This window comes from Pseudomonas sp. AM4(2022), from assembly GCF_036346515.1.
Taxonomy (GTDB): Bacteria; Pseudomonadota; Gammaproteobacteria; order Pseudomonadales; family Pseudomonadaceae; genus Aquipseudomonas; species Aquipseudomonas paracarnis.
This window is the reverse complement of sequence record NZ_JAOTNW010000020.1, coordinates 50201-65227: the sequence shown is the minus strand read 5'-3', so window position 1 is coordinate 65227 and position 15027 is coordinate 50201. Positions and strand designations below refer to the sequence as shown.

At 62.9% G+C, this 15027-nt stretch carries 5 protein-coding genes; 4 read left to right on the top strand and 1 reads right to left on the bottom strand.

Features of this window, described 5'->3' with window-relative positions; translation table 11 throughout:
- Positions 1-343: 343 nt before the first annotated feature.
- The 4 genes from ODQ19_RS22690 to ODQ19_RS22675 all read left to right on the top strand — a co-directional run bounded on the left by ODQ19_RS22690 (position 344) and on the right by ODQ19_RS22675 (position 3174).
- Positions 344-1738 (top strand): PAAR domain-containing protein, encoded by a 1395-nt coding sequence (locus tag ODQ19_RS22690; protein WP_330211272.1) that lies wholly within the window; start codon positions 344-346, stop codon positions 1736-1738.
- The gene (locus ODQ19_RS22685) at positions 1735-2127 is read left to right on the top strand and encodes a hypothetical protein (protein WP_116665307.1); all 393 of its coding nucleotides are present in this window, start codon (positions 1735-1737) and stop codon (positions 2125-2127) included. The genes ODQ19_RS22690 and ODQ19_RS22685 overlap by 4 nt, the downstream gene beginning before the upstream one ends.
- A 415-nt stretch (positions 2128-2542) precedes the next feature.
- Positions 2543-2788 (top strand): PAAR domain-containing protein, encoded by a 246-nt coding sequence (locus ODQ19_RS22680; RefSeq protein WP_330211271.1) that lies wholly within the window; start codon positions 2543-2545, stop codon positions 2786-2788.
- Complete coding sequence (locus ODQ19_RS22675; RefSeq protein WP_116665305.1) at positions 2785-3174, top strand: hypothetical protein; 390 nt, start codon at positions 2785-2787, stop codon at positions 3172-3174. Before ODQ19_RS22680 ends, ODQ19_RS22675 begins: the two co-directional genes overlap by 4 nt.
- 204 nt (positions 3175-3378) lie before the next feature.
- On the opposite strand, the gene ODQ19_RS22670 is transcribed toward ODQ19_RS22675, so the two are convergent.
- The gene (locus ODQ19_RS22670; RefSeq protein ID WP_330211270.1) at positions 3379-14766 is read right to left on the bottom strand and encodes an autotransporter-associated beta strand repeat-containing protein; all 11388 of its coding nucleotides are present in this window, start codon (positions 14764-14766) and stop codon (positions 3379-3381) included.
- Positions 14767-15027 lie beyond the last annotated feature (261 nt).

Below are 15027 nucleotides of genomic sequence, written 5' to 3'. Positions count from 1 at the left end.
CGGTTGACGAGAATGTCCGTATTCAGTTTTGCCGCTTGGATCGGCAGTACCGCGCGCCTGTAAAAAATTGCGGGCGCAGCCGTAGGCCTGGAGGGGCTTCCGGCAGGCTTGAAAATTAAGGGATCTGTGGGCTGGGGGGTGACATGGGAAGCGGGGACAAGGAGCGGTACTGCTCGCGCGAGGGACTGTATCGGGTGCTGCGGGCCGATCAGATTTGTACGACGAAAAGCCCGGAAACGTCTGACTTTACCCTCAGGTAATCCCTCTCCAAAGTTTGGTTTGCCGCTGACTTTCTCACCTCGGAAAGTACGGCCAAACACTCGAATGGATAAAGGGCAAAACAATGAGCGTGGGTTATTTCATTGGCAAAGGTGACAAGACCACCTGCGGCGGCGAAGTGCTGGACGGTGATGACAGAGTCAACATGTATGGCCTGCTCCATGCCCGTGCAGGGGATCGGGTCAGTTGCGGGAAAGATGGGCAAATCTATCGGATCGTCGGAGGTATTCATTTCATTCACAGTCATGGCCGGCTCACTGCCGGTACGCTGGATAGCCACAGTGACTGCCCCTGTAAAGCTCGGCTGATCCCTTCGGTTCACAAGGCTACGTATAGGAGCCGAAACGCAGCCCTGCCAACCACCACCGCGGAAACGGCGAACAGCACCCCAGTGGCGCGTTCTCAGCCTACCTACACCCCTTCAAGCAATGGGGCTGCGAATGTCTTTAACGGTGTGATGGGCCAGGAGCCAGGTTTTTACATCGTGCCCAAAAGCATGAGTCGCGAAGCGCTGGAAGCCATACTTTTTCCAGCGCTCGACACGGCTGTAATGCGCAAGTTTCAAGCACTGAATCCCAATACGAGCCACGTCAAAGCCGGCTCGATGATCGTGCTCAGCGATCCGAACAACACCTCCTGCACCTATCAGGAAGCGCAACTGATGCAGGCTGCACAACACGTCAGCGCATCTCTGGAGGAGCTGACGCCGGACGAGGCTGACTTTCTCTATCGCCACGGTGCCGAGATCGCTGGATTTATCGGCCATACCTCAACCTGGCTCGGCGTCAGCGCTGTGGTGATGGAAACGCACATGAACAACCTGCGCGACACCCTCCAAGCTATCGAACGTGTACATCAAGACAATTATCGCCAACACGGCCACCTCAAGTCGTCGCAGTTCTTCATCGAACGCCAGCGTCTCATGAACCAGCTGGACGCCCATCTGCTCAACTCAACCCGCTTACGTGGCCAAACCACCCTGGGCGACCATCCCAAGTTAAAAACAGCCCTGGGCATTTCCAGTCGCAGTCTGGTGCATCACTGGGACAAAGCGGGTGGGCCTGGGCAGATTCCGGGTTATTCGGCGCATGTGGAAGCCACCAGCCGTGCGGCCAGATACATGAAGGCAGGTGGGTATATCGGAATTGCCCTTGGCGGCGTATCCGCCTCATTGGCAATACAGCAGGTTTGCAATAACGATTCCGGAGCGGCTTGCGAAAAGATCAAGTTTACCGAGGCTGGAAAGTTCGCTGGCTCGGTTGGCGGCGGTGCTGCTGGCGGGTGGGTCGGTGGTGTTGCTGGTAGTACGATCTGCCTGGGGCTGGGTGTTACGACAGGTATAGGGGGCGTTATCTGTGTAGCGGCTCTGGTTGGCACAGGCGCTTGGGCGGGTACGACGATCGGTGGCAAAGGTGGCGAAATGGGCGGAGAAATTTTGTATGAGAAATCTTTGCCATGACGACGGAAGAGTTTTGGAAGTCCTGGCTGGCTTTCTGGATGGTTGCCGGGGGACCGCTTCTGCTTGGCTTTGCCGGCCTCGCATTCAGTATGTACCTCACCCACCGTCACCTGGACGCCATTAAGGAAGCTTTGAAAAACAGCCGTTATATCTACCTTTGGGGAGACAGCCTTGGGAAGCGCGGTTTGATTTGGTCTCTTTTGGAAATGTCACAAATAGCCGGAATGATCCTGATGCCAAAGTTGCATATCCGGCATGGCAAATTGGACCCCGTGGACTATGAAAACTTCCCACCCTATCTAAAGCGTCTTCTCACAATCGTTACGACGATGATCTCTACCGCCCTGATTTGGATGGCTGTTGTAGCCATTGCATTGGAGTTCAGGTAACCCAAACGGGCCTCACCCGAGGCCCCACATCAACACAGCCGAGTGCAATCTCCTGTAATTCACGGTTGACGAGACTGTCCGTATTCAGTTTTACCGCTTGGATCGGCAGTAGCGCGCGCCTGTAAAAAACTGCGGGCGCAGCCGTAGGCCTGGAGGGGCTTCCGGCAGGCTTGAAAATTAAGGGATCTGTGGGCTGGGGGGTGACATGGGAAGCGGGGACAAGGAGCGGTACTGCTCGCGCGGGGGACTGTATCGGGTGCTGCGGGACGATCAGATTTGTACGACGAAAAGCCCGGAAACGTCTGACTTTACCCTCAGGAAATCCCTCTCCAAAATTTGGTTTGCCGCTGACTTTCTCTTACTCGGCCACCTCGGAAAGTGCGGCCAAAACCTCTAATGGATAAAGGGCAAAACAATGAGCGTGGGTTATCTCATTGGCAAAGGTGACAAGACCACCTGCGGCGACGAAGTGCTGGACGGTGATGACAGAGTCAACATGTATGGCCTGCTCCATGCCCGTGCAGGGGATCGAGTCAGTTGCGGGAAAGATGGGCAAATCTATCGGATCGTCGGAGGTATTCATTTCATTCACAGTCATGGCCGGCGTACTGCCGGTACGCTGGATGTGGGAGACAAGATTTATGAGATTTCTCAACCATGACCAGTATCGACAATTGGTCTCCCTGGGTTGCGATTATTGTCGCGGGCGGCTGGCTTGTCCTTGGCTATGCGGGTCTCGGACTTAGCCTGTATCTTACCCATCGTCATCTGAACGCCATAAAGGAAGCGTTGAAGAACAGTCGTTATATCTATCTTTGGGGAGACAGCCTTGGGAAGCGCGGTTTGATTTGGTCTCTTTTGGAAATGTCACAAATAGCCGGAATGATCCTGATGCCAAAGTTGCATATCCGGCATGGCAAATTGGATCCGGTGGACTATGAGAACTTCCCTCCCTATCTAAAACGTCTTCTCACAATCGTTACGACGATGATCCTCACCGCTGCGATTTGGTTGGCGGCTATATCCATTCTGCTGGAGTTCAGGTAACCCAAACGGGCCTCACCCGAGGCACCACATCAACACGGCCAAGTCCAACCTCCTGTAGGAGCGAGCTTGCTCGCGAAAAAATCACAGGCGCCGCGTTTAATCAGGATGCCGGCGTTATCGTTGACGTTTTTCGCGAGCGAGCTCGCTCCTACATGGGGCAAAAAAAACCGCCCTTGCGGGCGGTTCAAGAAAACTCGGCCGTGATCAGAAACCGAGGGAGAAACTCACCGTCACCGCGTGGTCCTTGTCGTTGCGCGAGAGTTGGCCGGAATAGCCCAGGCCCAGTCTGCCGTTCTGGCTGATCTGGTAATCCAGGCCTGCTTCCACCACCGCGCTGTCCTTGGCAATCGGCACGCCCTGGGTGCTGAACGAGCCACCGCCATTGATAAAGCTCAGGTCGGCGTCGGGCTTGGTGTCACCGAAGGCATGGCGCCAGCCGATGCTGCCCCGTGGGGTGATTTTCGAGCCGTTGCCCAGGGTGATGGTCTGGCCAATGCGCACGCCCAAGGTCGAGTAGGTGATGTCCTGGTCGGCATCGCCACGCAGGGCTGCCGAGCCGCCTTTTTCCTTGATCGTGTCGCTGTCGTAGTTGACGTAGGCCAGGCCGGCGAACGGTTCCAGGGCCACGCTAGGGGTTTGGATGGTGTAGCCGACTTCACCGAACACCTGCGCACTGCGTGCCTTGTAGTCGGCTTTGAGGCGTTGGCCCTCGCCGCCGACGGCCACGTTGCGTTTGCTTTCGACGTCATGCCAGCTGTACGCCACGCCCATGCGTGCGGCGAAGGCTTCCTGCTGGTAGGCGGTGTAGGCCATCAGGTGGTAGCTGTCCACATCGGCGCTGGAATTGCGGCGCTTGGCGTCCAGGTCGCTGCGGGTGTAGCCGGCGGCCACGCCCACGCGCCAGGCGTCGTCCACTTGCTTGTCGGTACCGAGCAGGAAGCCACTGAGGTTGCGGTCCAGCTTGGCGGTGTTGCTGTCACCGCCCATGTGGCCCCAGGTGCCGAGCACGCGCATCCAACCGACCATCTCGCCGTGGCAACCGGCGCTGCTCAGGTGGTTTTCGCTGGGTGCCAGGGCATTGCGCGGGTCGTCCTCGCGGTAGCAACCGGGTTGGCGCATACGCTCGTTGACCGCATCACGCACGTAACGGGAGTCTTCAAGCATGGCGCTGGCGGTGCTGGCGTGGATTTCGCCGGACAAGCTGTCGAAGGCCGCACGTGCCGCCGCTGCATCACCGTTAAGCAGTGCATTTTGCACCGCTGCGCCACCGACTGCGGTACCTGTGCCCAACGCCGCCGCCACGCCGCGTTGGTTACCGGTGGCCGCCACGCTGGCGTAGCTGACGTCGTTGCGGCTGACCGCCAGGGCCACTTGGGTTGGGCTGTAGTTCAACGCGGTAGTGAGGAATGCCAGGTTCTCCAGGTTGGTGGTGGCGAAGGTGCCGTTGACCGCGCCCGCCGTCAGCAGGGTGTAGGTGGTGGCGCCGGCATAGGGTGCCAGGTTGATCACATTCAAGGTGCCGCCCAGGTTGGCGGTGCCGCCCACGGCCAGGGAGCCGGTGGTGGATGGGGTGATCACCAGGTTCAGCGCACCGGTGCTGGCGTTGGTGAAGTTGCCGGCCACGGTCAGCTTGCCACCGTCGGGCGTCACCGAGCCGTTGTTGACCAGCGAACCGACACTGCCGTTGCCGGTCAGCCCCGCACCGTTGGCCACAGTGACTTGGCCGCCAAGCACCGCGCCTGGGTTGGCCGCGTTACCCACTTGCAACACGCCCTCTTCCACTGCCACGGTGCCGCTGAACGGCTGGTTGCCGGTCAGCAACAGCGCGCCCGCGCCTTGCTTAATCAGCGCACCCGTGCCGCTCAAGGTACCGCTGAACTGGCCATTGGTGCGTTGGGCGAACAACAACCGCGCGTTGTTGAGGATCCTGCCACGCAGGCTGGTGGTGGTGCCCGCCAGCGTACCGCCACTGACGGTGGTGCCGCCGGTGTAGGTATTGGCGCCAGTCAGCAGCAAGGTGCCCGCATCCAGCTTGTTGATGCCCCCGGTTCCCACCAGCGGTGCATCAATCTGGGCAGTCACGCCGGAATTAACCCGCACTGGCGCCAGGCTGCCATCCGCCGCATTGGTCGGGCTCAAGCTGCCGCCTGCGCCGGCGGTCAGCGTGTAGCCGGCGTCCAGCACTTGCAGGCCGGTGAAGCCTTGGTTGCCGACTACGGTCACGGTGCCGCCCTGCCCGCCAAATACCGCGAACTGATTGGTGGACGCCTGCCCTTGGGTGCCGGTGGGGTCGGTCCAGTTGGTGCCTGGGCCCCAGGTGCCGCTGCCGCCGCTGATGCTGCCATCGGGGTTGGTGGTGCCGCCATTCCAGAACTGGATCTGCCCTGGCGCGGTTTGCACCACCAGGTTGAGCTGGTTAGCCAGCGCCGTTTGCAGGCTCAGGTTGCCCAGCGCCACCGGCAAGGTGCCAAAGGTAAGGCCGTTATCGGTCAAGCTGCCGCCGTAGCGAAACAGCTGGTACACGCCGACGCCGAAGCCGCCCGTATCGCTGACGTTAAGCGTGCCATCCAGGGTCAGGTTGCCCGCCACGTTCACCGCTGTACTGGAGGCACCCGGCGCACCGAGGGCGAAGTCCAGGGTGGTGCCCGACGACAACGCCAGCGAACCCACCGACAGCGGCGTCGCGGCACCGGCCTGGAGCACCGAGCCGTCGGCCATGTTCACCGCACCGCCCAGGGTACCGCTGCCGCCGAGGGTCGCGCCGCTGGCGACTTGCACTGCGGCGCTGTTCAAGGTGCCGTTGACCAGCAGGCTGCCGGTGTTGACGTTGGTGTTGCCGGTGAAGGTGTTAGTGCCGCTGAGCAGCAACGCGCCGGTGCCGGTTTTGTTCAGCACGCCGGTACCGGTGAGGTTGCCGGTGTAGGTGCCGTCGATGGCTTGCTCAAAGGTCAACGCCGCGTTGTTGGCGATAGCGCCTTGCAGGCTGGTGGTGTTGCCGGTGGTGCTGCCGCCGTTGAGCGTGGTACCACCGCTGTAGGTGTTGGCAGCGGTCAGCAACAACGCGCCGCTGCCGTTTTTCACCAGGCTGCCGCTGCCGCTGACCACGCCGTTGAGGGCCAGGTCGTGGCTGCCGGCCAGGGTCAGCGGGCCGCCCAGGTTGAGGGCATTGGCCAGTTGCAGGTCGGTGCTGCCATCCAGTTGCGCTGCGCCGCCGACCGTCAAGGCACCACTGCCCAGGGCAGCATTATTGCCGAGGATCAATTGACCGGCGTTCAGGCCTGTGCCGCCGCTGTAGCTGTTGACGCCATTGAGCGTCAGCGCTGCCGCACCGTTTTTCACCAGGCTGCCGCTGCCGCTGATAACCCCGTCGAGGGTCAGCGCGTTGCTGCCTGCCACCGCCAAGGCACCGTTGAGCACAGCGGCATTGGCCAGGCTGACGGCCGCGTTGCTGTCCAGGGTGGTGCCGCCGGCCGCCGTCAGAGCGCCTGTGCCCAGGGCACTGTTGTTGCCCACCACCAGGGTGCCGCCATTGAGCGCGGTACCGCCGGTGTAGCCATTGCTGCCGTTGAGTACCAGGGTGCCGCTGTCGAGCTTGGCCAGGGTGCCAGCGCCGTTGAGGGTCACGCCCAGGGTCGCGGTGGCGTTGGAATCGACGCGTACCGCGGTGTTGCCGGTGCCGCCATTGACCAGGTTGAGCACGCCCGCCGTGCCGGCGCCCAGGGTGTAGCCATCGGTGACGAACTGCATGCCGGTGATGTTTTGCGTGCCGTCCACCGTCACGTTGCCTGCCGCGCCTTGGAACACCGCGAAGCTGTTGGCCCAGCCCTGATTGAGGGTGCCGTCGACATTGGTCCAGTTAGTATTGCCGGCGTTCCAAGTGCCGTTGCCGCCGTCAATCGCGCCGTTGCCGATCAGGCTGCTGCCATCCCAGAACTGCACGGTGGTGTTGGGCGCAGTCACCAGCAGGTTGACCTTGTTGGTGATCGCGGTCTGCACTTGCAGGTCGCCCGGCACCACGCTGCCTGGCAGTGTGCCGAGCGCCAGGCCGTTATCGGTCAAGGCCCCGGTGTAGTTGATGAGGTTGTAGACGCCGCTGCCAAAGCCGCCAATATCGGTGACATTGAGGTTACCGTCCAGGGTCAGGTCGCCACCGACATTCAGCAGGCCTGTGCCGCCACCCAGCACCGGGGTGCCGAGACCGACATCCAGGTTCGAGTTGCCGCCCAGCACCAACGAGCCCACCGACAGCGTGCTGCCGGAGGCCAGGCCGATGTGCCCACCGTCGGCCACAGTCACCGCACCGCCCAATGAGCCGCTGCCGGCCAGGGTTGCGCCGCTGTTCACCGCCACCGTGCCGCTGGCCAGGGAACCTGTGACATTCAAGGTACCGCCGTTGACGTTGGCCGCGCCGCTGATGCCATTGGTGCCGCTCAGGTTGAGCACCCCGCTGCCGTTTTTATCCAGGTTGCCGGCACCGTTGAGCGCACCGCCAAAACTGTTATCCAGATTGCTGCCACCCACCGCCAGCGTAGCGCCGCCAGCCACCTGCACCGTGCCGGTGCCGGCCAGGCTGTTGAGGTTGGCATTGCCACCCAGGTTGAGACTGGCGCCGCTGCCGACAGTGACGCCGGAGGTGGTGCCCAGCGCACCATTACCCGCCGTGGTCACGCTGCCGGCCGCCACGGTCAGTGGGCCGCTGAAGCTGTTGTTGCCGGTCAGCAGCAGGTCCGCCGCGCCATTCTTGATCAGCGCTGCATTGCCAGCGAGTACACCGGCCAGGGTCAAGTTGTTGTTGCCAGCAACAGTGAGGTCGCCATTGAGGTTGACCGCATTGGCCAGCACCAGCGGCGTGCTATTGGCCAGGGTCGCCGCACCGCCGACGGTCAATGCGCCCGAGCCCAGGGCCGTGGTGCTGCCGAGGGTCAGCGTACCGGCATTGAGCGCCGTGCCGCCGCTGTAGGTGTTGGCGCCGTTGAGGGTCAGGTTGGCGCCACCGGCCTTGGTCAACGAACCACCGCCGTCCACTACACCGTTGAGGCTCAGATCGTTGCTGCCGCCGACGGTGAGCGCGGCATTCAGGCTGGTGTTATTGGCCAGGGCCAACGCCGTGTTGGTGTCCAGGGTGGCTGCACCATTGACCGCCAAGGCACCGCTGCCCAGGGCCGACGCATTGCCCAGGGTCAGGGAGCCGGCATTCAATTGCGTGCCACCCAGGTAGGCATTGGCGCCGTTGAGCGTGAGGTTGCCCGCGCCGGTTTTGGTCAGCCCACCGCTACCGCTGACCAGGCCGTTCAGGCTCAGGTCGGCGGTGCCCAGAATGCCCAGGTTGCCGGCCAGATTGACCGTATTGGCCAGGGCGACCGCCGTGCTGCTGTCGAGGGTGGTGCCGGCGGCCGCGTTCAGGGCGCCACTGCCCAGGGCAGTGTTGGAAGCCAGGATCAGGCCGCCTGCGTTGAGTGCGGTTGGGCCGGCATAGGTGTTGTTGCCACTGAGGGTCAGGTTGGCGATGCCATTCTTGATCAGGCTGCCCGTGCCCGCCACGGTGCCGGCCAGGGTCAGGGCATTGCTGCCGCCGAGGGTCAGGCTACCGTTGACGTTGAGTGCATTGGCCAGGCTGACCGCGGCGTTGCTGTCCAGGGTGGTGCCGTTGGCGGTGGTCAGTACGCCGCTGCCCAGGGCACTGTTATTGCCGACCACCAGGGTGCCGCCATTAAGGGCGGTGCCGCCGGTGTAGCTGTTGGCACCGTTAAGCACCAGGGTACCGGTGTCGAGCTTGGCCAGGGTGCCGCCGCCGTTAAGCGCGACGCCCAGGGTGGCGGTGACGCCGGGATCGACACGTACGGCGGTGTTGCCACCCACACCATTGAACAGGGTCAAGGCGCCCGCTGCGCCGCCCGCCAGGGTGTAGCCATCCGTGACGAACTGCAAACCGGTGACGGCTTGCGCGCCGTCAACCGTGACAGTGCCCGCCGTGCCTTGGAACACGGCAAAGCTGTTCGGGGTCCAGGCGGTGTTGAATGCGCCGTTGACGCCGGTCCATTGGCTGCCGCCTGCACTCCAGGTGCCGTTGCCGCCGTCGATGGTGCCATTGCCCGTGGTTTGGCTGCCGTCCCAGAACTGCACGTTGGTGCTGCCGTTGACCAGCAGGTTAACCTGGTTGCCAATGGCGGTTTGCAGGTCCAGGTCGCTGGCCGGGATGTTCACCGGCAGGCTGCCCAGCAGCAGGCCGTTGTTAGTCAGGCCGCCGGTGTAGTCGATCAGGCGGTAGATGCCCGCACCGAAGCCGCCGATATCCGTGACGTTGAGGGTGCCGTCCAGGGTCAGGTTGCCGTTGACCTGAACCAGCGCCATGCCGCCAGTGGCGGGCGCGCCGAGGCCCGCATCCAGGTTGGAGTTGGCATTGAGCAGCAGCGAACCGGTGGTGAGGGTCGCGCCGGAATTGACGGCCAGGTGGCCGCCGTCGGCGATGGTCACGTTGCCCAACAAAGTACCGGTACCACCGAGGGTGGCACCACTGCCCACCGCCACGTTGGCGCTGGCCAGGGAACCATTGACGAGCAAGCTGCCGGCGTTGACTTGGGCGTCCCCGGTCACCACGCTGAGGCCGCCGAGGGTCAAGGCGCCTGTGCCGTCTTTGGCCAGGTTGCCGAGGCCTGCCACGACCCCGTCGAAAGTGCTGTCCAGATTATTGTTGCCGACGCTCAAGGTGCTGCCAGCCCCTACGGTGGCAAGCCCGGTACCCGTGAGTGCGCCCAGGCTGGCGCTGCCGCCCAGGTTCAAGGAGGTACCGCTCGCCAGGTTGACCCCGGCGCCGACACCCAGTGCACCATTGCCCAGCGTGGTGAGGCTGCCCGATTGCACATCGAACAGGCCGTTGAAGGTGTTAGTACCGGTGAGGCTCACATCCGCCGTGCCGGTTTTGACCAGGCTACCGCTGCCGGCCAGCACGCCGGCCAGGGTCAGGTTATTGTTGAGACCGCCCACGGTCAGCCCAGCGTTGAGGTTGACCGCATTGGCCAATACCAGCGGTGTGCTGTTGGCCAGAGTGGCCGCGCCGTTTACGTTCAAGGCGCCGGTACCCAGGGCCGCTGCCGTGCCCAGGGTCAGCGTACCGGCGTTGAGCGTGGTGCCGCCTTGGAAGGTGTTGACGCCATTGAGGGTCAGGTTGGCCGCGCCGTCTTTGCTCAGGCCAGCCGTGCCGGTGACCAGGCCATTGAGGGTCAGGTCGTTACTGCCGGTGACGGCGAGGTTGGCGTTAAGCACGACGCCATTGCCCACACTCAGCGGTGCCGCGTTATCCAGGGTCGCCGCGCCGCCAACGGTGAGGTTGCCCAGACCAAGGGCGGTCGCGCTGCCCAAGGTCAGCGTACCGGCGTTCAGGGTGGTGCCACCCAGGTAGGCGTTGGCGCCGCTGAGGATCAGATTGGCCGTGCCCTCCTTGGTCAGGCTGCCCGCACCGTTGATTGCGCCACCGAGGGTCAGGTCAGCGCTGCCGCCGATGCCCAGGTTGCCCGCCAGATTGATCGCGTTGGTGGTGGTGACCGCCGTGCTGGCGTCCAAGGTGGTACCGCCTGCCGCGTTCAATACGCCCGCGCCCAGCGCCGTATTGCTGGCCAGGATCAGCCCGCCTGCGTTCAAGGCCACAGGGCCCAGGAAGGTGTTGGTGCCGCCGAGTGTCAGGTCTGCCGTGCCGTTCTTGACCAGGCCACCGATGCCGCTGATGGCGCCATTGAGCGCCAATGCGTTGCTGCCACCGACCGTCAGGGTGCCGCTGAGTACCGCATCATTGCCCAGGGTCACCGGGGCATTGCTATCCAGTGTGGTGCCCGCCGCAGCGGTCAGCGTGCCAGTGCCCAGCGCGGTGTTGCTGCCGACCACCAACGTACCGCCATTGAGCAAGGTGCCGCCGGTGTAGCTGTTGGCGCCATTGAGCACCAGCGTGCCGGTATCGAGTTTGTTCAGAACGCCCGCGCCGGTGATATCGACGCCGAGGGTGGCAGTCGCCAGTGGGTCGACGCGCACGGCGAAGTTGCCGCTGCCAGTGCTCAACTGCCCACCGGTGCCATTGACCAGGCTGTAGCCATCGGTGGCGAATTGCAGACCGGTGATGGTTTGTACGCCATCCACGCTCACAGTACCCGCCGCGCCTTGGAACACCGCAAAGCCGCCGCCCCAGGTCTGGTTGGACAGGCCGTCGGCCGAGGTCCAGTTGGTGCCCCCCGCTGTCCAGGTGCCGTTGCCACCGTCCACAGTGCCGTTGGCAATGGCGTTGCTGCCGTCCCAGAACCGAATGTTCGGGGCCGATACCACCAGGTTGACCTGGCTGCCCACTGAGGTTTGTACCAGCAGATCACCTAGGCCGAAGCCCAGCGGCACCGTGTTGACGTTCAACGCACCGGTCAAGCCGCCGGTGTAGTTGATCAAGCGATACACACCAGCGCCGAAGCCACCGGCATCGCTCACATTGAGGTCGCCGGCCAGGTTCACGTTGCCACCGACATTCATCAGCGAGGTCAGCGACGGTGCGCCAAGCGCCACATCCAGACTGGCGCCGGCACTCATGTTCAGGCCGCCAGCCGACAAGGTCGTGCCACTGCCCAGCGCCAGGTGCCCGCCGCTATTGATATTCGCCGTACCCAATAGCGAGCCACTGCCGGTGAGGGTGCCGCCGCTATTCACGTTGACCAACGCGCTGCCCAGAGAACCATCGACATCCAGGGTACCCGCGTTGATCGCCGTGTTACCGGTGATGCCATTGATTCCGTTGAGCGTGAGGGTGCCGGTGCCGACCTTGATCAAGCCGCCAGCGCCGCTGAGATCACCGTCAAAGGTACTGCTGGTGCTGACGCCACCCACAGTGAGGTTCAAACCGCCGCCGACTGCCACGCCACCCGCACCGCTGAGGCCGGCCAGGCTGGAATCGACGCCCAGGTTCAGCGCAGCGCCAGCGCTGACATCAACGCCGGAGGTGCTGCCCAATGCACCGGTGCTGCCGGTGGTGACGCTGCCGGAGACAATATTCAATGGCCCGGTAAAAGTGTTGCTGCCGCTCAAGGTCAGGTCAGCCAAGCCATTTTTGATCAGCGCACTGGCGCCGCTGATCACGCCGCTGAGGTTCAGGTCATTGTTACCCGCGAGCGTCAGGTCACCATTCAGGGCAATCCCGTTGCCCAGGGTGAGGGCCGCACTGTTATCCAGGGTTGCCGCACCGCCGACCGTCAAGGGGCCTGCGCCCAATGCGCCTCCCGTGCCCAAGGTCAGCGTACCGGCGTTGAGGTTGGTGCCACCGGTGAAAGTGTTGGTGCCGTTAAGGGTCAGGTTGGCCAGGCCATCCTTGATCAGCGCACCCGCGCCGCTGACCACACCGCCCAGGGTCAGCCCATTGGTGCCGCCGACGGTCAGCCCGGCGTTGAGGGCAATGCCATTGCCCAGCGCCACCGCCGAGGTGCTGTCCAGGGTGGCGGCGCCGCCGACGGTCAAGTTGCCCAGGCCAAGCGCCGTGTTGCTGCCGACGGTCAGGCTGCCCGCATTCAGCGTGGTGCCGCCCAGGAAGTTATTGCTGCCGCTGAGTGTCAGGCCGGCCGTGCCGTTTTTGGTCAGGCTGCCTGCACCGTTGACCGTGCCGCCCAGGGTCAGGTTGGCGCTGCCACCGATTCCAAGGTTACCGGCCAGGTTGATCGCGTTGGCCAGCGTAGCACTGGTGCTGGCGTCCAGGGTCGTGCCTGCGGCTGCATTCAACGTACCCGCACCCAAGGCACCGGTAGCGCCAATCACCAGCTTGCCGCTGTTGAGTGCCGTGTTGCCCAGGTAAGTGTTCGCTTGATTGAGGATCAGGTCAGCCGGGCCGTTCTTGATCAACCCGCCAAGGCCCGCCACCACGCCGCCAAGGGTCAGCGCGTTGCTGCCGCCAAGGGTCAGGTTACCGCCCAGGTTAAGGTTATTGCCCAGGCTCACTGCTGCACTGGCATCCAACGTGGTACCCGCCGAGGCGTTCAACACACTGGCGCCGAGCGCAGTATTGGAGCCAACCACCAGCGAACCGGCGTTGAGGGCCGTGGCGCCGGTGTAAGTATTGTTGCCCGTAAGCGCCAGGCTCGATACGCCCTCCTTGATCAACCCGGAACCACCGCTGACAACCCCGCCAAGGGTCAGCGGGTTCACGCCATCTACGGTCAGATTGGCGTTCAAGGTAATCGCATTGCTGGTGGTCAGCGCAGCATTGCTCTGCAAAGTACCTGCACCCGCCACGGTCAAGGCACCGGTACCTAGCCCGGTGGCATTGCCCAGCGTGAGCGTGCCGGCGGTCAAGGTAGTACCACCCTGGAAGGTGTTGGCGCCGCTGAGGATCAACTCGCCGGTACCGGCTTTGTTCAGGCCAGCAGTGCCCGAGATCAGGCCACTCAAAGTCAGCCCGGTAGCAGCCCCCTGCACCGTCAGGCCACCGGTTCCGAGGGTCATCAGGTTAGCCAGCGTCAAGCCGTTGCCGGTGGCCTCGATAGCGCCGCCGTTAGACGTGAGCACACCGCTGCCAAATGTCGCGTTGTTATTGAATTGCGCCACACCGCCATTGAGCGTAGTGCTGCCGCTGACCAACGGCCCCTGCAACGTCCAGGTGCCACTGTTGATGGCCAGGTTGTTGAAGTTGACATAGTTGGCGCTGGAAGCCGTGCCGGTGCCTGTACTGCCACCACCGACACCCGTCGTGTTTTCAAGGATCAGCGAGTTGCTGCCGCCTGCGCCGCCGTCCACCTGGCCGGTGGGCGCAAACGTCAGGTTCACGCCGATCAGTCCGCCCAGGCTTACGCCGAGGCCGCCGCCATTGGTCACTTGCGAGCCCGTGACTGCCGTAAAGGTGTTGGTACTGGCGGTCCCCATCGACACGCCGCCAGAAATAGTGCCGGTGTTGCGGAACGTGTTCCCTGTAGTGGAACTCTCGAACGCCACGCGCCCGGTCAGGGTGCCATTATTCGTCATATTGACCTGCCCGCCACCCTGCACTGCCACCACCGGGGTATCGGAAGTGAACAGCGACAGGCCGAGCAACGAGGAAGAACCAATGACCCCGTTGTTGACGATCGTGGTGGTGCCGCCTGCGCCGTTGGTGGCGTTCAGGGCCATGCCGTCCAGCGAGGCCAGGTTCAGCCCCAGCAACGCGCCAGTACCGCGCATGATGCCGGTGGCGCTGTTGGTGATGTTCAACACGCTGGCTGTCGTGTTGCCGATCACCACCCCACCGCTCAACACTGAAACCAATCCCAAGAGTGCAGGGTCAATGGTGCCGGAGTTGTTCAACGTGGCGTTGTTGCCGGTCAGGGTCAGTGCTTTGCCGCCCAGCGTTGCGTTGAGCTGCGCCCCGGCGTTGACGTTGACCGTCAGGTTGTTGACCGCGCTGCTGAAGGTGTTGAGGAACAATGGCAATGACGGCACGCCCGTACAGGTCACCGTCGCGCCGGCCGTAGGGCTTGCCGGGCTACAGGCGGCAAACACATCCGGGCTCGCCAGCCCCATCACCAGCCCGGCCACTCCCAGGCGGATTGCGAGAGAAAGTGCAGAAATACGAGGTAAAGCGGCAGTCGCAAGTCTTCTATCCACGTCCTACTCCTTGTGGTCCAAGCCTTTCGTCCGTGACTGCGTGCACGCCTTGCTTCAACGATCCACACGCATCGACTTTGAAACACCTGACCGTGGTGACTACTGATCCAGTTTTTCGAAACGTTAGTAGACCTGCGCGAAAGCCATTGAATTAAATGGTATTAATACTTTCGTAAAACCGGCGTAAAAATGGGATGAGCGCCAACATCCATTGACTGTCGCGACAAAAATACAAGTTTCAAAATGTGAAAAAGCGCTCTA